This window comes from Nisaea denitrificans DSM 18348 (genome assembly GCF_000426505.1).
In the GTDB taxonomy this organism is placed as follows: domain Bacteria; phylum Pseudomonadota; class Alphaproteobacteria; order Thalassobaculales; family Thalassobaculaceae; genus Nisaea; species Nisaea denitrificans.
The window spans coordinates 50552-72166 of sequence record NZ_AUFM01000019.1; the positions used below are offsets into that span (position 1 = coordinate 50552).

Genomic DNA, 21615 nt, shown 5'->3' on the forward strand with positions numbered 1-21615 from the left:
TGGCCATGCGTGCCCTTGTCGTTGGCCTTGGCATTCAGGGCCATAAAAGACGCCGTGTTGCGGGAGCCGATTGCGTCGGCACGGTAGATCCTTTTCATGACGAGGCCGGTTTCCGGACTCTCGAAAGCGTCCCGCTGGACAATTACGATGCAGCGCTGGTCTGCACGCCGGACGAGCCCAAGTTCGAGCTGCTGAAATATCTGCTCGGCAATGGCAAGCATGTGCTGGTGGAGAAGCCGCTCTGGTTTTCCGGCGAAGCCGAGATGGATGTGCTTGCAGGGCTGTCCGCGTCTTCAGGTGCGGTCTGTTACACGGCCTACAATCATCGTTTCGAGCCGCATTTTGTCCGTATGCGCGAGCTGATATCGTCCGGCACTCTGGGTCAGATTTATCGCTGCCGGATGTTTTACGGAAACGGCACGGCGCGGCTTGTGCGCGACTCTGCCTGGCGGGATATGGGCGCTGGCGTGCTGCCGGATCTCGGTAGCCACCTGCTCGATACGGCGCGGTTCTGGTTCGGTGATATCGCCGATGATTTTCGTATCGTCTCGGCTGACAGTTTCGAGAATGCGGCGCCGGATCATGTGGTCATCGCCTCGGATGGGGCTTGCCCCCGTATCGAGCTTGAGATGTCCCTGCTGTCCTGGCGAAACCATTTCACCTGCGATGTGTTTGCCGAGCACGGCACGGCGCATATCGAATCGCTCTGCAAATGGGGGCCCTCCCGCTTTGTGCATCGCCGCCGCGTGCTGCCAAGCGGCAGGCCGCCGGAAGAAGCCGTGACGCTGGTTCAGGATGATCCGACGTGGGAAGCCGAATATGCGCATTTCAAAGCGCTTTGCTCGGGCGAGGGAGTATCCAATCTCGAAAATGACCGCTGGCTTTATCGTTCGCTTGGGCGCCTGTCCTCGGAAATTCAGGGAGCCACGTGAGAAATGCCGAGCGGTGTGACAAAGCCCGTGATCGGTTTTGCCGGGATGACCCATCTCGGCCTGAACTCAGCTGTGGCCGTTGCGGATCTTGGCTTCGAGGTGATCGGGTTCGCAGAGACGGGGCCGGAGGTGGATGGCCTCAACCGCTCGGAATTACCGGTCGTCGAGCCGGATCTGCCGGAGATGCTTGCCGCGAACAGAGAGCGTTTGACCTTCACCGCGCAGACCGCGGACCTCGGTCGGGCCGATATCGTCTATATCTCTGTCGACGTGCCGACGGATGACGAGGGGCAATCCGACCTGAGCCGGGTACAGGCACTATTGGACCGGATCATCCCCGCGCTTGGGCCCGATGCCTTACTGGTCATTCTCTGCCAGGTGCCGCCGGGTTTCACACGCGCGCTGGATTTCCCGAAGGATCGTCTGTTCTACCAGGTCGAGACACTGGTCTTCGGCCGGGCCATCGAGCGGGCTCGGTATCCCGAGCGCTATATCGTTGGCTGCGCCGATGCGGCTGTGCCGTTGCCGGAATCCTATACGGCGCTGCTCGGCGCATTTGAGTGCCCGATCCTGCCGATGCGATACGAGAGTGCGGAGCTGGCGAAGATCTCGATCAACTGCTGCCTTGTCGCCTCGGTCTCGACGGCGAATACGCTGGCGGAGCTGTGCGAGCGGATCGGTGCGGACTGGTCGGAAATTGTCCCGGCGCTGAAACTCGACCGGCGGATCGGCCAATATTCATACCTCACGCCAGGCCTCGGTCTTTCCGGCGGCAATCTGGAACGCGATCTCGCGACCGTCATCCGGTTTGCCGAAGCGCACAAGACAGACGCGGGCGTGGTCGAGGCTTGGGTGTCGAACAGCACGTGGCGCAAGGACTGGCCATACAGAACGTATCGAGACCTGATTTGCCCAATGCTCGGCGACTCTCCACGTCTCGCCATACTGGGACTCGCCTACAAGGAAAACACCCACTCCCTGAAGAATGCACCGTCCTTGGTGCTGCTCGAAAATCTCGGCGGCGATGCCGGGATCGTCGTGTATGACCCGGTGGTGAAAGCTGGTGTGCTCCCCGATCTGAACCATTGCGAAAATGCTCTGGAGGCTTGCCGGGATGCCGATGTGCTGTTCCTGACGACGCCGTGGCCGGAACTCCGGGAGCTGGATGTCAGCCGCCTTGCGGAGGTGATGCGGGGGCGTGCTGTGGTCGATCCATACGGTCTGCTCGACAGCGCAGCAATGCGCGAGGCCGGTTTCGCACATTTCGTACTCGGCCGATCATTGGGGACTGACTGACATGCTGAAACATCTGAACGAGACCGATGTACTTCCGGGACGTGTTGCGGTTATCGGCGGGGCTGGTTTCGTCGGTGGGGCGGTGGTCGGGGCGCTGGAGAAGGAGGGCGTTGCGGTCGCTTCCATAGGCCGGTCCGATGTCGATCTCCTTGCTGATGACGCAGTTGACAAGCTGGCCGGATTGCTCGTGCCGGGCGATACGGTTGTCTTCGTTTCCGCGATGGCTCCGGTCCGGAATACCGCCATGCTGCGCGACAACATGACGATTGTTGCCAACGTCATCGAGGCGCTCCGCACTAGATCACTGGCGCATCTGATCAATGTCAGCTCCGACGCGGTCTATCGCGACGTTCTTTACCCGATGTCGGAAAGTGCCGCCGCCGAGCCTGCCAGTCTGCACGGGGCCATGCATCTGGCCCGGGAAGTCGCGCTCGGCGCTGAACTCGACGTGCCGCTCGGCATCATCCGGCCGACCCTGATCTACGGGGCGTCCGATCCGCATAACGGCTATGGCCCGAACCGCTTCATGCGGCTTGCTGCCGCGAATGAGGAAATCCGGCTTTTCGGAGAGGGCGAGGAGCGTCGCGATCATGTCCTTGTCGATGACGTTGCGGATCTGATCCTCCGGATGGTCTTGCATCGCAGCACAGGCGTAATCAACGCCGCGACCGGCGATGTTCATGCCTTCCGGGATATCGCGGAAACGGTGGTTCGGTTATCCGGCTCGTCGAGCGCGGTGGTCGGTCAGTCGCGGCAGGGCGCCATGCCGCACAATGGCTACCGGCCGTTCGATCCGGCCAACGTGGCCCGCGCTTTTCCCGACTTCCGGTTCACGCCGCTTGAAGAAGGCCTGAAGAAGACGCTGGCCGGCGGGATGCGCGATGCCTGAGATCGATCTTCTGCGCGCACTGCCGAAGACCAAACGGAACCTGCAGCAACGCACTGTCGGCAAAGACCCGGAAGTGGTTCGGCTCTCCAAGCAGTTCGGGGAGCATTATTTCGACGGGCCGCGAGAGTACGGGTACGGCGGTTACCGGTATGACGGACGGTGGCAACCGGTCGCCCGGGATATCGTTGCGCATTACGGGCTGAAGCCGGGCATGCGAGTTCTCGATATCGGCTGCGCCAAGGGTTTCCTGGTCAAGGATCTGCTCGGTGCCGGTCCTGGACTTGAGGTTTTCGGCCTCGATATCTCGGAATACGCGGTGAAGCATTGTCCGCCGGAGGTGGTCGGGCGGCTGCATGTGGGGAACTGCGAGGCTTTGCCATTTCCGGACGGGAGCTTCGATCTCGTGCTGGCGCTGGATGTGATCCACAACCAGAAGCGGGATGGCGCGATCCGGGCGCTTCGCGAGATCGGCCGGGTCGGCAAGGGAAACGCCTTTGTCCGTGTGGATTCCTACCACACGCCAGAGCAGAAGGCCGTCTTCGAGGACTGGGTGCTGACGGCGGAATTCCACGATTACCCGGATGGCTGGCTCACGCTTTTCGAGGAAGCCGGATATCAGGGTGACTGGTCCTGGACGATTATCTCGTGAACGTCAGTAAGGCCCGGTAAAGCTCGGGTCCGGCACGTCATGCCAGGTGCCGGTTTCCGGTTCGGTGAACTGGACCTTGGCGCCAAGTGTTGCCGCTGCCGCTTCCGCGATATTGATGGCGCGGGGGTAGAAATGTTCGCTCAGGGCCGGTGAAGTCGGTGTCGGCACGGAGGGCAGGCCAACCCGGTGCGGTGCGGATTTCAGGCTCTCCGACGCGCCCTCGACGGCGGCACAGACAATTTCCGCGCTGATGCCGAATTCGGCCGTGCCTGTGTCGGCTACAACCAGCCGACCGGTTTTGCGGACACTCGCGACAATGCTTTCCCGGTCCAGCGGCGTGATGGTGCGCAGGTCCAGAACCTCCGCATCAATCCCGGCGTCGGCCAGCATTTCCGCCGCCCGCAATGCCAGCAGGCTGGCATAGGATGCGGCCACGATGGTCACATCCTTGCCTGGCCGCATGACGCGTGCCTTGCCGATCGGTGTTTCGTACATTTCTTCCGGCACGACGCCGCTTATGCCGTAAAGCCAGCGATGCTCTATCGAAATCACCGGCGCGTCGTCACGCACGGCCGAGATCAGCATGCCTTTGGCGTCATGTGCCGTCGTCGGCATGATGACCTTCAGGCCGGGTATATGCGCGAACCAAGCCTGCAGGGCTTGCGAGTGTTGCGGGCCCTGACCCCAGCCCTGGCCGATGATCATCCGGACCGTCAGCGGCGCCCGCATCTTGCCGCCATACATGTAGTGCCATTTGGCCGCCTGATTGACGAGCGGCTCCATGGCAAGCACGGCGAAATCGACCCGCATATGCACCATGATCGGCCGCATGCCGTTGCTGCTGGCCCCCAGAAGCATGCCGGTCATGGCGTTTTCGGAGGAGGGCATGTCGAGCACCCGGTCCGGGCCGTAATCGTCGACCAGATTCTTGGTGGTGCCGAAGACCCCGGTCGGGCCCGGCACGCCCAGTCCCATGACGACAACATCCCGGTCGCTTTCCAGGCATTGCGCCTGGGCCTCGCGCAGGGCTTCGAAATATTTGATTTCCCTGGTCATCGCGGTGCGCTCGTCATTCCGGATACACGTGCCGGAAGAGTTCTTCCGCGTCCGGGAAGGGGCTGTTCTTGGCGGCAGTGAAGGCGGCTTCGATCTCTTTGCGAAGAGTGTTTTCCTCGGCATCCAGCCAAGCCCGATCCACAGAACCATCCTCGATCAGGCGGTCGCGATAGGTATCGACCGGGCAGCGGGCTTTCCAGTTTTCGAGTTCTTCGGCGCTGCGATAGCCGAGATGGGTATCGTCGAGCGGGCCGCAATGCTCCATCCAGCGGTAGGTGTGGAATTCAAGCAGCGTCGGGCCGCCGCCGTTTCGGGCCTTGTTCACCGCATGCTCCGCAAGCCGCCAGACTTCTTCCACATCGTTACCATCGCCGTCGAAACTCTCCATTCCATTCGGCGGCCCAAGGCGGCGCACTGTCTGGTTCTCCGGTTGGCGGGTCTCCAGTAGTGTGTGCACGGAAAAGAGATTGTTCTCGCAGACGAAGATGATCGGCAGCTTGTTCACACCGGCGAAGTTCAATGCTTCGTGAAAAGCGCCTTCCTCGGTGGAGCCGTCGCCGAAATAGATCACGATGACACGGTCTTCACCGCGCCGCCGCGCGGCCCAGGCATCCCCCACACCGACAGAAATCGTGCTGGCGAGGATCGGTGCGGAGCAGATGAAACCGGCATCGAGGTCGATCAGGTGCTGGCTGCCGCCTTTGCCGTCCGCGCAGCCGTCGGACTTGCCGTAGATCTCCGCGATCATCGCCGGCATGTCGCCGCCCTTGGCCAGATAATGGCCATGGCTGCGATGGGCGCTATAGACGTGATCCTGCTTTTGCAGGTGGGCAGAGATGCCGGTCGGCGGTGCCTCCTGTCCGATACAGATATGCACCGGGCAGCGCATTTCCTGCTCGGCATAGCGGTCGACGATTGCTTCTTCGACACGGCGCGTTCGCAGCATGGAACGATAGAGCTCCCGCCGGATATCAACCTCCGGACGGGTGTTCCCGCCGATTGCAGCTTTCGGCGTCATGCTCACCCCCGCAGCGTGTAACCGGTTGGCCAGTCCTTGATCTGGTCCCAGTAGGTGTCGGCCCACTCGACCATTTCGGCGAGGCCCTGTTCCCAGCCGATCTCCGCTTCCCAGCCGACATCGCGCTTGATGGCGCTGCTGTCGAGCCAGTAGCGGGAATCCTGCCCGAGGCGCTCGCCAGCAACCTCGCAGATGTCCTCGAACGGTTTGCCAAGCGCATCGGCACAGAGCTCGACGACGCGGCGGATCGATGTCGGCTCGGCCGAGCCCGCATTGTAGATCGTGCCGAGCGGCGCCTTTTCTGCAACCAGATGGATGGCGCGGCCAAGATCGCGGGCATGAACGTAGGACTTTTCCGCCTTGCCGCCGCCATGCAGGGGAAGTTTCTCGCCCTTTTTAGCCATCACGATGGTCCGCGGGATAACCCGGTGCAGCAGCTGGCCAGGGCAATAAGCATTGCAGGGCCGGATAATATTCATCGGGAAGGACAAATGCTTCGAGACCGCCATCAGGTGCAGATCGAACGCAGCCTTTGACGCCGAATAGGGGCTGGACGGACGGATCGGGTCGTCTTCCTTCGCCGCATGCTCGACGGAGCCGTACAGCTCGGAGGTGCCGATCTGGATGAAGCGTTCAAGGTAGTCTCGCTTGGCCAGTTCCTCGGTCAGATGCGAAAGGCCGACGCAGTTGGTCTCGAAGAAGCGCCACGAATGTTTCCAGGAAACCGCGCCTTCGCCCTGCGCGGCGAAGCAGACCACGACGTCCGGCTTTTTCTCGTCCAGCAGCTCAAGCAGAAGGTCGAGCTCATAGGTGATGTGGCGGGCATGATATTCGTATTTCGGGTGACTCTCGATATCGAGCGAGAAAGGCGCCGGGCGCAAGGGGTTGCGGCCGATACCGATCACTTTCTTCGGGTCGGCATTGTCGAGCAGGTATTTCGCGGCATGGATACCGAAGCTGCCGCCGCCGCCGAGAATTGCATAGGTTTTTGTCATTATCTCGCTGCTCTTTGTTTGCCGAGAATCACCTGACCCGGAGCCACCCTGCGGCAGCTCCGGAATATCAGCAGGTCAGGGTCAGGACGCGTTGATCGCCTTGAGCCTTTTGACATTGTAGTAGAAATCATCGGTCATCGGCTCGGGCAGCTTGTCCGCCTTGAACGCGGTGACGAGATCGCGGACGGCATCCTCGATGGAGTGCGCCGGGCGGAAGCCGAGCTTGTCCGCGATCTTGTCGGAATTGATGTGGTAGGAGCGGTTGTCATCGCTCGGCGTGGTGACGAGTTCGATGTCCCCAAGCTCCGGCATTTCCTGCTCGACCACCTTCTTGACGATCCTGGCGATATCCATGATCGACTGGTTCTGGTAGCCGGCATTGAAGGTCTCGCCGGCGATTTTCTCGTCCTCGACCTCAAGCAGCATCTTGTAGAGATTGCACATGTCCTGAATGTGCAGGTTCGGGCGCAGCTGGTCGCCGCCGAACACGGTGATCTTGCCGTTATTGATGGCGTGGTTGGTCAGGATATTGACCGAGAGATCCAGGCGTTGGCGCGGACCGTAACCGCAAACCGTGGCCGGACGAATTGTCACGCAGACGAAGTCCGGGCTCTGATGCTTGAACAGCAGCGGCTCGCACAGGCCCTTGAACTTGTTGTAGAGGGTCAGCGGCAACAGCGGGTGATCCTCTTTCACGTCGGGCTGGTCGGAGACACCGTAGACGGAGCTGGAGGAGGCATAGATGAAGCGTTTCACGCCAGCTGCCTTGGCGGCGATCACCATCGGCTCGAAGGCGTCGAAATTGATGGTCTCGCTCAGAGATTCGTTCAGCTCGAAGCTGGCATCGTTGGAGATGCAGGCGAGATTGATCACCGCATCGCAGCCCTTGAGGGCTGCTGACAAAGCCGCCGTGTCGCGGATGTCGCCTTTGACGGAGGTCAGCTTGGGATCGTTCTTCGGCAGAAAGTCATCACCGAAGAATTGAATGTCGTAGGAGACGACTTCGTAGCCCTGATCCAGCAGTTGGGGGATCAGCAGGCTTCCCACATATCCGGCCCCACCCGTAACCAGGACCTTCTTGAATCGATTTGCCAACGGGTTCACTCCCCTGAATTTGTCTGCTTCAGACCGATTAAAATTCTAGTCGGTGACAATACTGTAGCCAGCCGACGTTGCGTCATCGAAGAACATCTTCACCGTCTCAAGTGAGAATGCATCCAGATCCTTGCCGATATTAACCAGCTTCATCAGTAGATCATCAGTAACCGTGATGATGTCACAGCCTGCTGCATCGGCCTGGAACAGGTTCAGCACTTCGCGCGGGCTTGCCCAGAGCAGTTTCGCCGCCGGTTTGTCACCGAGAAGGTTCTTGCAGTGCTGCATTACGGGCACCGGGTCGCAGCCGGTATCGGCGATACGTCCGGCGAAGACGGAGACGATGGCAGGTGTGTCGGCATGTAAAGCCGCACTGACAGCCTGGACCTGCGCCGCAGTCATGATGGCTGTTACATTTACCGAGATGCCCTCAGCGGACAGCAGGCGGATCAGCGACGTTGCGGACTCGCCTTTGGTGTTGGTTACCGGGATCTTGACCGAAACATTGCTTCCCCAGGATGCAATCCGTCGGGCCTGTTTTTCCATTGTCGAAAAATCGTCAGCGAATACCTCAAAGCTGATCGGCCGCCCATCGACCAGAGCGAGCGCGTCTTTGGCGAAGCGCTCATAGTTCTGGATACCGCTCTTGCGCATGAGGGTCGGATTCGTCGTGAAACCTTTGATCAAAGGGTCCTTGGCGCGCGCGGCGATGGTTGCGAGGTCGGCCCCGTCGGCGTAAACGGCCACTGATAATGCGGAGACGGAAGCCGGGGAGAGGGCGATTTTGTCCTCTGCCATCACCATTTCGTCTCGGCAATCTGCAGTTGGGGATGGCTGACGAGGGCGTGCCAGATCACAGACTGGAAAGCCTCGGAAAGCGGAGTGACCAGGCTCGGGTCGACCTGGGGGACGACGATAGCGTGGGTGCTATGCCGTGCCGCGTGACCCTGATCGCGTCCGACGACCGAACAGATCGCCATGCCGCACTCGCGCGCAAGGTCAATCGCGTGCACCAGATTCATCGAAACGCCGCGTTCCGCATCGCCGCCGCCGACGGAGAATATCAGCAGCGCATCCTCGGCCCGTGCCCGGCTGGTTTTCAGCCACTCGCGAAAAACGGTTTCCCATCCTTCGTCGTTGGTGCGGGCGGTGAGTTCGGAAACATTATCGGTCGGGGCGTAGGCTTCGATGCCGCAGAGTTTGCGGAAATCGTTCACCGCATGACTTGCATTTCCGGCGCTGCCACCAACACCGAGAATGAACAGCCGCCCGCCGTTATCACGAACGCGCTTGAGCGTTAGCGCCATATCCTCGATCGCCACCGGATCGAGGGAGCGGCACACTTCACCCGCAAGTTCGAGGAAACGCTGAATATGCGGCAAACCTAACTCCAAGCAGCCTGTTTCGTATCGAAAACGGGAAAACGAGACCGCAGGCGTTTTCCCAGAACAAGAAAGCGAATGCAAGTTTCAAGCCATAAGTCTTTTATGACAAGTCCTAGGGACAGTTGCGATTATCGGCCGCAAGATCGGAGTGGCGTTTCCTTGCTCATGAATGCAGAGTCCGGCGTATATGAGGTTTTAAGCGGAAATATCTCCGAGTGAATATTCTGGGCATCCATGGAGGCGTCACGCTCAATCAGCACGATGCCGGCGCCGCGCTGATTTGTGACGGCAGGGTCGTGGCCGCTATCGAGGAAGAGCGCCTTCTTCGCATGAAAGGCGCATATGGCCAGATTCCCATACGCGCCATATCCGCATGCCTCAAGCATGCCGGCCTCTCAATGAATAACATCGACGGGATCGTTCATCCGGGCGAAACCTACGATGACATGCCCGGCCGCATTCGGGACTACATCACCTATTATTTTGGTCATTGCCCGCCGGTGGAGATGATCAATCACCAGATGGCGCATCTGGCATCCGCTTATTTCCATGCGCCGGCCGACGATACTTTCGTGCTGTCCTACGACGCCCAGGGCGACCGTCTCAGCGGGGCGTACGGTATTGCGGATACCGGGAAAGGGGTGGAGATACTCGGATCGTTCCCGAACTCGAATTCCCTCGGCATGTTCTACGCAACGATGACGTCCTATCTCGGCTTCATGCCGGGCGAGGATGAGTTCAAGGTCATGGGGCTGGCGGCCTACGGTAAAGAGAAATACGACCTGACGGTTTTCGCCAAGCCGACTGCGGACGGCTATCGGGTCGATTCTGAATTTATCCGGAGCGATCCCGCCCCGAAATCCCGTCTGGAGCCCTATTATAGTCAGAAACTCGTCGATTTGCTCGGCGAGCCCCGACGCCTTGGCGAGCCGATAGACCAGCGTTTGATGGATGTCGCCTTTGCCACACAGCAGGCACTGGAGGCTTGTGCGGTTTCGCTTGTCGAGATGATCCAGAAAAAAACCGGCCGGTCACGGCTGGCTCTTGCCGGTGGCGTCGGCCTGAACTGTTCGGCCAATCTGAAGCTCGACCGGCTGCCGTCTCTCAAGGACTTCTTCGTGCAGCCCGCTTCGTCCGACCGCGGGCTGGCTCTTGGCTGCGCTTACCATGGAGCTTTCGCCTCGGGCGACCGCCCGGAGCCTCTCTCGAACGTCTATCTCGGCCCATCCATCTCTGCCGCCGACGATACGATCAAGTCCGCGCTGGATCTGACCGGCATGGCATTCCGTGAGAGCGGTGCGCCGGAAGAAGAGGTAGCGCGCTGGCTGGCCGAGGGAAAGATTGTCGGCTGGTTTCAGGGCCGCTCCGAGTTTGGCCCGCGGGCGCTGGGGAATCGCTCGATCCTAGCAGATCCGCGCAGCGTGGAGATGAAGGATGTAGTCAATGCCCGTGTGAAGTTCCGCGAGGAATTCCGCCCGTTCGCGCCGGCGACGCTTGAGGAAGAGGCATCCACTCTGTTCGAGATGTCCAAGCCTTCTCCTTACATGACCAAGGCATTCCCGGTTCTGGAAGAGAAGAAATCCGTTCTGGGGGGCGTCACCCATCTGAACGGAACCGCTCGGGTGCAGACGGTCTCGACCGACAGCAATCCGAGGTTTCATGCTGTTATCAAGGCTTTTGCGAACGAGACCGGTGTTCCATCCGTGATGAACACGAGCTTCAACATCAAGGGTCAGCCGATTGTCGAGTCGCCGCTGGAAGCGATCTCTACCTTTGCCTCGACCGGGCTGGATGCGCTGGTGATGGGTAATTTCATTGTCGAGAAAGCGCGCGCACCGCGAACCTAGTCAAACCGGGTCCACATCTTCCCCTGGGACGCGAAATTTCCGAGATCTTGCTCGACTTTGCTGTTTGGGAGTACGCGAAAGTCGAGACTGAAGCGGATGTCTGTGCTCTCGTTGCTTGCTGCGCCATGAATTAGATTGGTGTCAAAGATCACATAATGATCCTCAGGCAGCGAGATTCGCTTGATGTTCGAAAAATCAACGCCCCCTGTGATGGTTTTCACATCATAGAGCAGTCCGATTTTGTGGCCTGACGAATGTTTCGCAACTGTGCTGCTCTTTTCGCCTTCATTTATAGTCTCGATATTCGCGTCCGGAATATTCTGGCTTTCGGGAACGTACTGTAAGCTGTTGAGGGGTGTCACATTTAATAATGGAATCCAAATATTGATTCCATATTTCATGTTCTCATTCCAAAAAGATTCCCGATGAAATCCAACATTTTCTTGAATTTTCTTTTTATCTGGGCGTGTCGCTCGAAGGTATGAAATTCTGGTGACTAATAAATCATCAATTTTAAGAATTTTTTCGATTTTTTGTTTTTCAAGGCGGCAGAACTCAGTTGTGAAAGATAGCGCGTTTATTTCATCTTGCGCTTTGGCGACGATCGACCGGTAGGCTTCATCGTCCATCGACGTGTAATATTGTGCCGCTTCAGGAAAATGGCGGTTTACCCGGGCGCGAATATCTGAAATCAAGCGACTGCTTGTCTCATGCATCCGAAAAGCAAAAATGCCGGATTTTTTATATTCGGCGATCTGTTCCTGGCTGAGTTCAAGCATGTCTGACGCCATCTTCAATTTAAGGGATCCTATTGATGAAGCCCGAGAGGCCCGCTGATGCCGTTCTCAATATCATGGTGATGACGCTCTTCGAACATATTAACCGATCTTGGCAGAGACGCGCATTCTAAGCGCCTTGAGCGAAGTCCCGCGTAAATTGCCTGATTGTTTCCATTATGCTGCGAGGTCGGTAGCCCAGTTTTTTAGCGGCGGAATTGTCAATTCCGAACGGTGGTTGATTCGCGGGCGAAGTTTTCAGCCTGGACTTTGAATCGAGATCGCTCCGCATCTGATGCAGGATTTCTGCGAGGCACGGTCCAGAGGTGGATCCGATGGGTACTCTAACATCTGGTGGTAAATGGCTCGTCACGGCAAGTTTGACGAAGAACTTCGCTACGTCTGTTGCGAGGACGGCATTGTTGAATTTGAAGTCCGGTGAGGAGTAGGTCAGATCTTTATTCTGTATCAAGCGCTGGGCCATGCGGACAAGCCAGTTCTCCGGGTGGGCACCGCGTCCGAGGACTGCAGGAAGCCTGACTGAAAAGACGGAAGCTACTTCCGGCGCCTCGGCGAGGAGCTGCTCCGCCAACAACTTGGATGCTCCATATTCTGACGGAGATATTGGTGCCGTCTCTGTGGAAACCATTCCACCTTCCGGCTTTCCATATACCGAAGTACTCGAGGCGTTCACGATCGAGGAGCCCTTTGAGGCGCGGCAAAGGCCGAGGACGTTGCGTGTGATCCGGTTATTGATTTCAGCGCCGTGCGGGCTGTCGCCCGACGACATGCGGTCGAAAGCAAGGTGAATGATTATGTGCGGGCTGTCTGACGGTGGGGACCAGTCGAGTCTGGAGGCGGACAGGTCGGCCTCGACGGGCTTAATTCGTGCGGATAGGCTGTGGCGTGTGCAGGTGGCTACCGCCTGTCGGGAAAGGGCGAAAGTATCGACCCCTTCCGCATCAAGGGCCTTGAGCACATATTCTCCCAGAAACGATCCTGCACCTGTCAGAATAACGGGTGGGGTCACTATTGTTGTCCCGGAATAATGTCTGTTGTCGTGGTGGACTCGATATCGCGGAGCATGAAGGCTGAGTTTTCAAGCGTCAGTGCAGGACAGGCTGTTTGCTTAGAGTCATAGCTTGGGTCAGTACATTATCCTGATCAAGACAAACCGCTCTGTCGGCGAAAGTCTGACATCTCAATTCATGAAGGAAAGCGGAGGAGTGGCGTTCGAAGCGGCCGCCGACTTGTAGGCATTGCGGCCGACCATGACCAACATGGTCCTGGGACGAAGCACTCTGGGTAGAGGGTCGCACAGACGGGGGCAAGTTCGAAGTAGATGATATTTGCTCTGGATAAGAAAAAGCTCAGGAAAACTTGCTCCTCTCCCGGATTGCCAGCTTGCTAGCGCAGGGATCGAAACGCTAAATAGAACGCTGAAATTTCTTACCTAGTTAGCAGGTTGATGAGTAAATCTTATAAGCATCTGTATTTACCAATTGAGGAGGCTGCTCGCGAACTCGATGCGCGCCTTCTGCTCGTCATGGCGGCCATGCAGAAAGGCTACAGAGTCGTGATCGGCCAGCAATGGCTCATGGTTAACAACCTGCCGAATCTCGCTCCGGGAATTGTCTTTTTCAAAGGGACGAACAAGGTTCAGTCCGTCTGGATGTCGCATGCCAACAAACACGGCCACAAGATCGTTGCGATCGATGAGGAGGTCACTGCGATCGCTGACCGGAAGTTCGTGCTGAAGGAAGTGTCGCTGGAAGCTCTGCCACTGATCGACCGCTTCTTTCTGCAGGGGCAGAATCAGTACGATATCTACGCCGACGCGTTTCCCGATTTTCAGGACCGTTTCACAATCACCGGCAATCCGCGGTTCGATCTGCTGCGCAAGGAATTCACCAAAGCGTTCGACGAAGATGCGCAGGCCTACCGGACCCGGTACGGCCGATATATCCTGATCAATACAAATTTCGGCTATGTCAACACGGCCTGGGGCAAGCCTGAAAACTTCGTCAAGGTCTGTGAAAATGTCGGATACGCCAATCGGTCGGATCCGGAGGACCGGAAGTTCTTCGATGATTTTTACGATCTAGAAGTGATGAATATGGCCGCTTTCAAGGTCATGACCCGGAAGCTCCGCGATCGGTTCCCCGATCACCAGATTGTCCTGCGGCCGCATCCTGCCGAGGACGTAAAGTCCTGGACGGACGCGTTGTCTGGAGAAGAGCGCATCCATGTCGTTTTCGAGGGTTCGGCCGTGCCTTGGATGCTGGGGGCCGATTATTTCATCCACAATACCTGCACTACCGGCACGGAAGCCATGGTGCTCGGCGTTCCGGTGGGTGCCTATGCGTTCTATACAAACTGGGTCGAGTCAATTTTCCTCTCCAATCTTGTAACCCCTGTATTCCGCGACATGGATAGCCTGTTCGATGCAGTGGAAGCGGGTATTCGGGACCGGGAAGGCGCTATCAGAGCGATCCGGCAGGATCGAGATCAGATTCTCCGGCAGCACATTTCGGGATTGGACCAGAAGCTGGCGACCGCTGGTATCTTCCATGGCATCGACACTCTCGAGGTGGCGCGTTCCGCTGGGTCGGTCTTCCGTGATGGCAGGGGGCTCAGGGTCGCCGTCAACAGGTCACAGTATCAGCGCAAGAAGATCGATCTCGACATCAAGCAATTGAACCAGAAAGTGACCAATCTGGTTAAGGCGACGGGCATCGGGTTCAGTGCCAAAGCCGAGAAAATAGGCGATTCACTCTTTGTGTTCACGCCTGTGGACTGACGCGGCCCGGCTTCGGCATTATGAGTGCACAAAGGATTCCATGATCTTGAGTCCGACCGGCCCGCTCCGCTCCGGATGGAACTGCACTCCGGTCACATTCTCTTTGATCACGGCTGCGGTGACTTTTGTCCCATCATAAGTCGTTGTCGCCAGGACGGCTTCTGGATCATCCGGCAGGCCATGGTAGCTGTGCACGAAATAGGCGAACTCGCCCGGCTTCACCGATCGAAGCGGGCTTGAGTCCCATCTGCCCGGCCGCGGGCATTCAAGCGGCGCCCAGCCGATATGAGGCAGTTTGAACGCGTTGTTGCCGGCCGCTGGCTGCAGCTGCTTTACACGTCCGGCGATCAATCCGATGCCCTGATGCTCTCCGAATTCTTCACCAATCTCAAAGAGTGCCTGCATGCCGACACAAATGCCGAGCAACGGCCGGCCAGTCAGGGCGAATTCCCGCGCCAGATCAACCGCTCCATAGCGCCTCATGGCATCAAGGCATTTCGCGAAGGCACCGACTCCAGGCAGCAGCAGGCGTTCGACCTGATCTGCCCGCGGGCATTTGTCGACCAGCTCCACCGAGGCCCCGGATTTTTCGACGGCGCGGCAGACGCTGTACAGATTTCCTATGCCGAAATCGAGAACTGTTACCCTTGGAGCACTCATCAGATCGACAGCTCCCGTATGTTCATGTTTGCGGCCAGGGCTTGATCACGGATTTCTGCGATCGTCATGCGGTCGTAGTGCAGGATGTCGGCCATGGCGACTGCATCTGCATGCCCGTCTTGCACGGCGGCGACAAGATCCTCCACAGACCCCATCCCGCCGGAAGCGATGACTGGGATACTGACAAGGCCCGATATCGCGCTCAACAACGCGATATCGAACCCTTTCCGTGTGCCCTCCTGATCAATCGAGGTCAGCAATAATTCGCCGGCGCCCAGTTTTTCCGCTTCCTGGACCCATTCGATAACGTCGCGCCCAGAATGCTCCCGACCGTTGTCGGTATAGGCTTCCCATCCGCCGGAGTTCTGCCGCTTCGCTTCGACAGAAAGCACGACCGCTTGGCTGCCGAATTCTTCCGCGATTTCCGATATCAGCTCGGGACGGGCGATAGCCGCCGTATTGATTGCGACCTTGTCCGCCCCAGACCGCAGCAGCTTCCGCGCATCTTCGACCGATCGGACACCGCCACCGACTGTAATAGGGACAAACACATGGTGCGCAGTGTGTTCGAGAATTTCGGTGAGATTGTTGCGTCCGTAGAGGCTCGCGACCGTGTCCATATAAATGATCTCGTCAATTCCCTGCTCGTAATAGCGCTGAGCATAGGTTTGCGGATCTCCGATGACGCGCAGGCCTTCGAGGTGGATGCCTTTAATCAGGTTCGGGCCCTTGATATCAAGCCGGGCGATTAATCGGATCGGGCGCATTTCAATGGGCTCCGTGGCCAACCGTCAATTCTGTTGCCAGACCGTTCTGCGCAGTGACCATTCCCCATTCTCCGAGCGCTGCCAGAGGTGCGGCGAGCGGAATCGGTCTGCGAGGTGCAGAAAATAATCACGGGTCATTTTTTGATTTTCGAAGTTCTTCGCGGCTACGGGGTATTGATCTTCAGTAATGCTCATGTAGGCGAAGTTGTCCGCTTCAAAACGGTCTGGATACTCACCGTCGAACCGTTTTGCCAGAGCTACGCCCTCCTCACGGAGAATGTCCTTGGATCGTATCTCCTGTGCGGCATCATACGTTGCACGGCCGATGCCGAACTTTACGTGGGTGCAGAAGTAATGCAGGTCGTCGATCTTATCGTCGATGCTGTTGTACTTGCTGTAGGTGCCGGGTGTCCGCTCCGGAGAAGCTTGGAATCCGCCATGCTCGACGGAATAATAGTAGGCACTCTGAGGGTGCCACTTCAGATAATAACCGAGATAATGGACCTCAATTCCGACCTTCTCCAGACGGTCCGGGTCTGCAGGCATGTAAGGGATGAAATCCTGCTCCTCGAGCCCAAAATCCTCTTGCAGCTCGGTGAGCGAGACCCCGCCCAAGTAAATATTATCGAAATCCTTGGCCGCGTAATAAGTGTTGGAGCGGATCGGGGTGACAACGTCGGTTTTCGGATTGCCGTACTCGGCTTCGTTCTCGCCATAGAACACCAGCGGAATATTGAAACGCTCGGCCAGCTTCGGCGCGAGATTTTTCTGGCCTAGAACGAAAGGCTGAAACGGATGGTAGAGGTTTTCCACCGAGAGACGGGTCAGCAGGCGATGCACTCTGCCATTCGGCGTGCATAGATAGTTGTCGAATCCGGCATGGATCCATGATTCGAAGTTCTTCCATCCCCAGTCCGTATGGATGTGAGGTGCCCAGGTCACGGTCAGCGGATGCATCCCGTATTTGGTTTTCAGGATATGAGCCGCGTAAAAGCTGTCCTTGCCGCCTGAGCCGGGAACGAGACAATCGTAGCTTCCGTCCTTGCTTCGGTGCTGGTCACAGAGCGCAATCAGTTCCTCTTCGCGCCCGCCCCAGTCGATGATGGTGTGTTTTTCCTCGGCGACACGGCAAGCGTCGCATACACCCTCTTCATCCAGAGCGATTGTCGCTTTGTGGCTCTGTTTTGTGTGCTTGAATTCGACAGTCGAGTTCGGGCGCTGATTCGAGATCACACACCGTGTACAGAACTCGATATCCTGCGGAAGCCCGTAGCGGGTTTTCGGTTCAGGATTGTCAGCTGCAAAGCTCGAAAAGTCGATATCGACGTGCGCTGGATATTTATACATGGAAGCCTTGGATTGATGGATTTCTGCGCTGATCCGGTTTCCTAACACGATTGCTTCTTTTAAAAGCAATATTTTTACCCGTACGGCCCTCCGAGAAGGTGAGTAAAAATGGAACAGAAACAGCTTGGCGTCCGTGCAGGTGTAAGCGGGCAGCTTTTCTGTTTCGGTTTTGGGTACACCTGTTCTCGGTTGGCATCTCGACTGCGGCTCTCTGGCTGGCGGACGGCCGGGACCGTTCGCAGTTTGCGAGAGAAGGAGCCTAACGAAGATCTGGAATTGTATCGCTTTTGCGGTGACGCCCCGGTCGCTGGCGGATTTGATGTTTTCCGTAACGTTACACACTTGGTTGCTTCGATCCCGCCTGGTGAGGAAGGTGACCCTGCGCTACTCCAGCATTTGGCTGATCTGCGCGCTTTGCCGAGCCTTGAATGGGTCGGCTATCTCTCGACACCGGCTGTCTATGGTGACCGTGGTGGCGCCGTGGTGCACGAGACCGATCTTCCCAATCCGGGATCCGAGCGCGGCAGACGCCGCCTTGCGGCGGAACGTGCCTGGGTTTCCGCTTTCGAGAATACTGACGTCTCCGTTCAGGTGTTCAGGCTTTCCGGGATCTACGGGCCCGGCCGGAGCGCCATAGATCAATTGCGCAGTGGCAAGGCACGGATCATCGATAAGCCGGGCCAGGTCTTCAACCGCATCCATGTCGATGATATCGGGACTATATTGATGGCCTCGATGCAGCGACCGAATCATGGCCGAATCTACAATGTCGCGGATGATGAAGCCTGTCCCAGCGGAGACGTCATCCGCTACGCCGCGGAACTTCTCGATATGGAGGCGCCTGAGCCGATTCCGTTTGACAGTGCGGAGCTGTCTCCGATGGCGCGGTCGTTTTATTCCGAGTGCAAAAGGCTCGATACCGCGCGGATCAAGTCCGAACTTGGTGTCAAGCTGGCATACTCCACCTACCGGGAAGGGCTGCGCAGTATTCTTGACGATGCGTGAACTGCCGCGTAGAGCGAACGTACAAGTTCGCACGTAAGGAACGCATTGTGCCACGAGCTCCGGTCCATATTGTCGGCTGCGGAGGTCACGCCAAGGTCATCGCCATGATGGTTGAGGCGGGTGACCAACTCGACATCGTCTCCTTCATTGACCGGGACCCGGCTGAGGGCGCGTCTTTCCTGGGAAGGTCGGTACAGGACGAAGACACATTCCTCGAGGCTCGCTGTGGGGAAGCTGTCATCATCGCTCTCGGTGAAGGTGTGCGCCGCAGGGAAACCGTGACCCGCTACAAACAGGCCGGTTTCTCCAGCTTCCCTGCCATCGTGGCTTCGTCCGCCGCAGTGGCCGAAGGCGTCTTGATCGGTGAGGGAAGCGTATTGATGCCTGGAGTGATTGTGAATCCCGGCGCGGAAATCGATGCCTTTTGTGTTCTGAATACGGGCGCGATCCTGGAGCATGATTGCAGGCTAGGCGATTATGCGGCGCTCGCTCCGGGCGCGACGGTGGGCGGCGATTGCCGGATCGGGGCTGGTGCCTATATCGGCATTGGTGCCGCCGTGTCCCACGGTCGCACGATCGGACAGAGTGCCGTTATTGGCGGCGGGTCCTTCCTGGCCTCCGACGCAGGCAGCGACGAATTATGGGGCGGTGTTCCCGCAGTCTTGATCCGTAAGCGCGCACCGGGCGCGACGGTGCTGTGAGGATATATGCAGAATAGTTCGGAAGCGGGCCGGGTCTTCGTCATTGCCGAAGCCGGGGTCAATCACAACGGCGACCTCGCCATGGCGCGCCGTCTGGTGGAAGCCGCAGCCGCAGCTGGCGCGGATGCCGTCAAGTTTCAGACCTTCTCGCTGGAGTCCATTGTCGCGGCAACGGCTCCCATGGCTGACTACCAGAAAACCAACTCCGGAGCCTCGGGTTCCCAGAAGGACATGCTGGCGGATCTTGAACTGCCGCTGGAAGCCTTTAGCGAGTTGGCCGCATATTCCGCCTCGCTCGGCATCGAGTTCATGTCGACGGCGTTTGACCCTGTCAGCCTTGATCATCTGCTGTCCCTGAAGGTGCGCCGCCTGAAAATTCCCTCGGGCGAGATCACCAATCCCGAACTGGTGCGGGCGATCGGCGGGGCCGGGCTGCCGGTGATCATGTCGTCCGGTATGGCCAATCTCGGGGAGATCGAGCAGGCACTCGGCTGGCTGGCTGAGAGTGGCGCGGGTGATATCAGCCTGCTGCATTGTGTCAGCGATTATCCGGCCGATCCGTCGGATGCGAACTTGGCGGCCATGGATACGCTCCGGACGGCTTTCGGGTATCCCATCGGCTGGTCCGATCATACGCTCGGCGATACCGTGACCATCGCTGCCGTGGCACGAGGCGCAACTATTATCGAGAAGCACTTCACACTTGATAAGAACCTCCCGGGGCCGGATCACAAGGCATCTCTCGATCCGGCCGAGCTGAAGCGGATGGTCGATAATATCCGGATTACCGAGGCTGCTATCGGCAATGGCCGCAAGCAGCCGACGGAGGCGGAACGCAAGGTGGCACTGGTCGCCCGGCGCAGCATTGCCGCTCGCGCGGATATCGCCGAAGGGGCAGAAATCACGGCCGCTGACCTGACATATCTGCGGCCGGGAGACGGCATCGCACCGTCGCGTGCGGATATGGTGATCGGCCGTCGCGCCATGCGGGCGATCCCGGCCGGGACACTTTTGAGCCTCGCTGATATCGGCTGACGCAAAAGTACCTTGTCCCTGCACTCCTTCCGCCCCATCTACCCGCGCATGAAAACAATCACCGACCGTCCGGCGGCTCCGCCGTCGATCCTCAGCGCCGAGGATATGCTGACTGCGCGCGAGATTTCGGATTGGCTGCTGCAGGTCTCCCGCGAGGGCCGTGATCTTGGCCTGCTCTGGGATGAGTTCTGCCGTCGTCTGGCTCTGGCTGGCGTTCCGGTCGAGCGCGGCACGGCGATCCTTATGGTGCTGCACGCGATCAAGGAAGGCGTGCATTGCGAGTGGCGCATGGGGCAGGGGGTCGAGGTCAAGCCCTGGCATTACGCGCCGGGCAATGCCAGGATTTATGAGGAAAGCCCACTCCGGCTGGTGCATGAGACCGGGAGCTGGCTCCATCGGCGGATTGACGAGAAGAGTGCGGCGGAATTTCCGATTCTGGACGACCTGAAGGCGCTCGGATATTCGGATTATCTGTGCGTGCCGATCATCTTCGCCAACGGTATGCGGAATGCGCTGACTTTTGCCAGTCGTGAAATTCAAGGCTTCTCAGAGCGGGACATCGCCTTGCTGCAGCAGATCATGCCAACGGCGAAGATCGTGCTGGAGCTGATGTCCGTCTATCGCAGCATGGATGATGTACTTGCCATGTATGTTGGCCGCGAGCCCGGCGGCCGCATTCTCGCCGGTGAGGTTCGGCGTGGCGTGGTTAACACGATGGAGGCGGCGATCCTGGTCGCCGACATGCGCGATTTCACGCTGCTTTCCGACCGGCTCGGCGACAAGCAGACGGTGGAGCTGCTGGACGCCTATTACGACTGCATCATCCCGCCGATCCTGAAACACGGCGGCGAGGTTCTGAAATTCACCGGTGACGGGATCCTTGCGATATTCCAGGATCCCTCGGGTATCGGGGAGTGCCAGCTCTGCCGGGGCGGTGCGCTTGAGGCCGCGATAGAAGGGCAGGCTTGCCTCGATGCGCTGGACACCTCGCAATGGGGAGCGGATGTAGAGGTCAAGGCGGGCGTCGCCCTGCATCACGGCAAGGTCGCCTTTGGCAATGTCGGCTCCGGCGAGAGGCTGGATTTTACGGTGATCGGCAAGGACGTGAATCTTGCTGCCCGGATCGGCGCCAAGTGCCGCACCTTGCATGAGCCGATCCTGATGTCGAAGACCTTCGCCGAATGCCTGCCGGTTCCTGTCCGCAAACTTGGCGATTTCAGCCTGCGCGGCCTGCCCGGCACGCAGGATATCTACGTCCCGGAGTGACATCGTGAGCCGCATAATGAAGACGCGGGTTGCCTCCTGACAGTCCTCTTCCTGTAGGATTGCAAAGATGGCCGGTCCCGATACCAGATCGCCGGC

Annotated in this window: 21 protein-coding genes; 10 read left to right on the top strand and 11 right to left on the bottom strand. The window is 58.5% G+C overall.

What is annotated here, in order from left to right:
- The first annotated feature begins 5 nt into the window (after positions 1 to 5).
- The 4 genes from K328_RS0114290 to K328_RS0114305 are packed head-to-tail and all read left to right on the top strand — an operon-like array spanning position 6 to position 3766.
- Positions 6 to 932, top strand: a complete 927-nt coding sequence (locus K328_RS0114290) for a Gfo/Idh/MocA family protein (protein WP_028466553.1) — start codon at positions 6 to 8, stop codon at positions 930 to 932.
- A gap of 3 nt (positions 933 to 935) precedes the next feature.
- On the top strand, positions 936 to 2228 hold the full coding sequence (locus tag K328_RS0114295; RefSeq protein ID WP_028466554.1) for a UDP binding domain-containing protein: 1293 nt from the start codon (positions 936 to 938) through the stop codon (positions 2226 to 2228).
- Position 2229: 1 nt separating this feature from the next.
- The gene (locus K328_RS0114300; RefSeq protein ID WP_028466555.1) at positions 2230 to 3117 is read left to right on the top strand and encodes an NAD-dependent epimerase/dehydratase family protein; all 888 of its coding nucleotides are present in this window, start codon (positions 2230 to 2232) and stop codon (positions 3115 to 3117) included.
- On the top strand, positions 3110 to 3766 hold the full coding sequence (locus K328_RS0114305; protein ID WP_028466556.1) for a class I SAM-dependent methyltransferase: 657 nt from the start codon (positions 3110 to 3112) through the stop codon (positions 3764 to 3766). The genes K328_RS0114300 and K328_RS0114305 overlap by 8 nt, the downstream gene beginning before the upstream one ends.
- Positions 3767 to 3769: 3 nt before the next feature.
- On the opposite strand, the gene K328_RS0114310 is transcribed toward K328_RS0114305, so the two are convergent.
- The 6 genes from K328_RS0114310 to K328_RS0114335 form a co-directional block, all read right to left on the bottom strand.
- Positions 3770 to 4822 carry an alpha-ketoacid dehydrogenase subunit beta gene (locus K328_RS0114310; protein WP_028466557.1) on the bottom strand — a complete coding sequence of 351 codons (1053 nt, stop codon included), beginning with the start codon at positions 4820 to 4822 and terminating at the stop codon, positions 3770 to 3772.
- A gap of 13 nt (positions 4823 to 4835) precedes the next feature.
- Positions 4836 to 5840: a thiamine pyrophosphate-dependent dehydrogenase E1 component subunit alpha gene (locus tag K328_RS24150; protein WP_084608319.1), complete on the bottom strand. Its 1005-nt coding sequence runs from the start codon at positions 5838 to 5840 to the stop codon at positions 4836 to 4838.
- A 2-nt stretch (positions 5841 to 5842) separates the two neighbouring features.
- On the bottom strand, positions 5843 to 6835 hold the full coding sequence (locus tag K328_RS0114320) for an NAD-dependent epimerase/dehydratase family protein (protein ID WP_028466558.1): 993 nt from the start codon (positions 6833 to 6835) through the stop codon (positions 5843 to 5845).
- A gap of 81 nt (positions 6836 to 6916) precedes the next feature.
- Positions 6917 to 7930 (bottom strand): NAD-dependent epimerase/dehydratase family protein, encoded by a 1014-nt coding sequence (locus K328_RS0114325; RefSeq protein ID WP_028466559.1) that lies wholly within the window; start codon positions 7928 to 7930, stop codon positions 6917 to 6919.
- 45 nt (positions 7931 to 7975) lie between these two features.
- On the bottom strand, positions 7976 to 8728 hold the full coding sequence (locus tag K328_RS0114330) for a transaldolase (RefSeq protein WP_051284930.1): 753 nt from the start codon (positions 8726 to 8728) through the stop codon (positions 7976 to 7978).
- Positions 8728 to 9312, bottom strand: coding sequence for an SIS domain-containing protein (locus K328_RS0114335; protein ID WP_028466561.1), 585 nt, complete (start codon positions 9310 to 9312; stop codon positions 8728 to 8730). Before K328_RS0114335 ends, K328_RS0114330 begins: the two co-directional genes overlap by 1 nt.
- Positions 9313 to 9530: 218 nt before the next feature.
- Between K328_RS0114335 and K328_RS0114340 the strand changes: the two genes are divergently transcribed.
- On the top strand, positions 9531 to 11162 hold the full coding sequence (locus K328_RS0114340) for a carbamoyltransferase family protein (RefSeq protein ID WP_028466562.1): 1632 nt from the start codon (positions 9531 to 9533) through the stop codon (positions 11160 to 11162).
- On the opposite strand, the gene K328_RS0114345 is transcribed toward K328_RS0114340, so the two are convergent.
- Together K328_RS0114345 and K328_RS0114350 are read right to left on the bottom strand one after the other, a co-directional pair.
- Complete coding sequence (locus K328_RS0114345) at positions 11159 to 11941, bottom strand: phytanoyl-CoA dioxygenase family protein (protein WP_028466563.1); 783 nt, start codon at positions 11939 to 11941, stop codon at positions 11159 to 11161. The genes K328_RS0114340 and K328_RS0114345 overlap by 4 nt on opposite strands.
- Positions 11942 to 12068: 127 nt before the next feature.
- Positions 12069 to 12968, bottom strand: coding sequence for an NAD-dependent epimerase/dehydratase family protein (locus K328_RS0114350; RefSeq protein WP_169721213.1), 900 nt, complete (start codon positions 12966 to 12968; stop codon positions 12069 to 12071).
- A 438-nt stretch (positions 12969 to 13406) separates the two neighbouring features.
- Here K328_RS0114350 and K328_RS0114360 point away from each other — a divergent pair, with 438 nt between their 5' ends.
- The gene (locus K328_RS0114360) at positions 13407 to 14738 is read left to right on the top strand and encodes a surface carbohydrate biosynthesis protein (RefSeq protein ID WP_028466565.1); all 1332 of its coding nucleotides are present in this window, start codon (positions 13407 to 13409) and stop codon (positions 14736 to 14738) included.
- Positions 14739 to 14756: 18 nt separating this feature from the next.
- Here K328_RS0114360 and hisH read toward each other — a convergent pair whose 3' ends face one another.
- The 3 genes from hisH to K328_RS0114375 are packed head-to-tail and all read right to left on the bottom strand — an operon-like array spanning position 14757 to position 17854.
- Positions 14757 to 15398 carry an imidazole glycerol phosphate synthase subunit HisH gene (hisH, locus tag K328_RS0114365; RefSeq protein ID WP_028466566.1) on the bottom strand — a complete coding sequence of 214 codons (642 nt, stop codon included), beginning with the start codon at positions 15396 to 15398 and terminating at the stop codon, positions 14757 to 14759.
- The gene (hisF, locus tag K328_RS0114370) at positions 15398 to 16165 is read right to left on the bottom strand and encodes an imidazole glycerol phosphate synthase subunit HisF (protein ID WP_028466567.1); all 768 of its coding nucleotides are present in this window, start codon (positions 16163 to 16165) and stop codon (positions 15398 to 15400) included. The genes hisH and hisF overlap by 1 nt, the downstream gene beginning before the upstream one ends.
- A 24-nt stretch (positions 16166 to 16189) precedes the next feature.
- Positions 16190 to 17854: an N-acetyl sugar amidotransferase gene (locus K328_RS0114375; protein WP_245577548.1), complete on the bottom strand. Its 1665-nt coding sequence runs from the start codon at positions 17852 to 17854 to the stop codon at positions 16190 to 16192.
- Here K328_RS0114375 and K328_RS0114380 point away from each other — a divergent pair, their 5' ends adjacent.
- From K328_RS0114380 to K328_RS24160, 4 genes are read left to right on the top strand one after another with little or no spacing between them, the layout of a single operon-like run.
- Positions 17855 to 18517: an NAD-dependent epimerase/dehydratase family protein gene (locus K328_RS0114380; protein WP_245577549.1), complete on the top strand. Its 663-nt coding sequence runs from the start codon at positions 17855 to 17857 to the stop codon at positions 18515 to 18517.
- 47 nt (positions 18518 to 18564) lie between these two features.
- On the top strand, positions 18565 to 19218 hold the full coding sequence (locus K328_RS25905; protein WP_051284931.1) for an acetyltransferase: 654 nt from the start codon (positions 18565 to 18567) through the stop codon (positions 19216 to 19218).
- A 6-nt stretch (positions 19219 to 19224) separates the two neighbouring features.
- A complete protein-coding gene (neuB, locus tag K328_RS0114390; RefSeq protein WP_028466570.1) occupies positions 19225 to 20253 on the top strand; it encodes an N-acetylneuraminate synthase in 1029 nt (342 codons plus the stop codon).
- Between the two features lie 48 nt (positions 20254 to 20301).
- Complete coding sequence (locus K328_RS24160) at positions 20302 to 21519, top strand: adenylate/guanylate cyclase domain-containing protein (protein ID WP_156901360.1); 1218 nt, start codon at positions 20302 to 20304, stop codon at positions 21517 to 21519.
- Positions 21520 to 21615 lie beyond the last annotated feature (96 nt).

What these genes read in the sequence shown, in the direction of transcription:
- K328_RS0114345 (WP_028466563.1), bottom strand. Translation starts at nt 11,941, where the DNA reads ATGCTTGAACTCAGCCAGGAACAGATCGCCGAATATAAAAAATCCGGC.
- K328_RS0114305 (WP_028466556.1), top strand. Translation starts at nt 3,110, where the DNA reads ATGCCTGAGATCGATCTTCTGCGCGCACTGCCGAAGACCAAACGGAAC.
- K328_RS24160 (WP_156901360.1), top strand. Translation starts at nt 20,302, where the DNA reads ATGAAAACAATCACCGACCGTCCGGCGGCTCCGCCGTCGATCCTCAGC.
- K328_RS0114330 (WP_051284930.1), bottom strand. Translation starts at nt 8,728, where the DNA reads ATGGCAGAGGACAAAATCGCCCTCTCCCCGGCTTCCGTCTCCGCATTA.
- K328_RS24150 (WP_084608319.1), bottom strand. Translation starts at nt 5,840, where the DNA reads ATGACGCCGAAAGCTGCAATCGGCGGGAACACCCGTCCGGAGGTTGAT.
- K328_RS0114290 (WP_028466553.1), top strand. Translation starts at nt 6, where the DNA reads ATGCGTGCCCTTGTCGTTGGCCTTGGCATTCAGGGCCATAAAAGACGC.
- neuB (WP_028466570.1), top strand. Translation starts at nt 19,225, where the DNA reads ATGCAGAATAGTTCGGAAGCGGGCCGGGTCTTCGTCATTGCCGAAGCC.
- K328_RS0114310 (WP_028466557.1), bottom strand. Translation starts at nt 4,822, where the DNA reads ATGACCAGGGAAATCAAATATTTCGAAGCCCTGCGCGAGGCCCAGGCG.
- K328_RS0114320 (WP_028466558.1), bottom strand. Translation starts at nt 6,835, where the DNA reads ATGACAAAAACCTATGCAATTCTCGGCGGCGGCGGCAGCTTCGGTATC.
- hisH (WP_028466566.1), bottom strand. Translation starts at nt 15,398, where the DNA reads ATGAGTGCTCCAAGGGTAACAGTTCTCGATTTCGGCATAGGAAATCTG.
- hisF (WP_028466567.1), bottom strand. Translation starts at nt 16,165, where the DNA reads ATGCGCCCGATCCGATTAATCGCCCGGCTTGATATCAAGGGCCCGAAC.
- K328_RS0114295 (WP_028466554.1), top strand. Translation starts at nt 936, where the DNA reads ATGCCGAGCGGTGTGACAAAGCCCGTGATCGGTTTTGCCGGGATGACC.
- K328_RS0114360 (WP_028466565.1), top strand. Translation starts at nt 13,407, where the DNA reads ATGAGTAAATCTTATAAGCATCTGTATTTACCAATTGAGGAGGCTGCT.
- K328_RS0114300 (WP_028466555.1), top strand. Translation starts at nt 2,230, where the DNA reads ATGCTGAAACATCTGAACGAGACCGATGTACTTCCGGGACGTGTTGCG.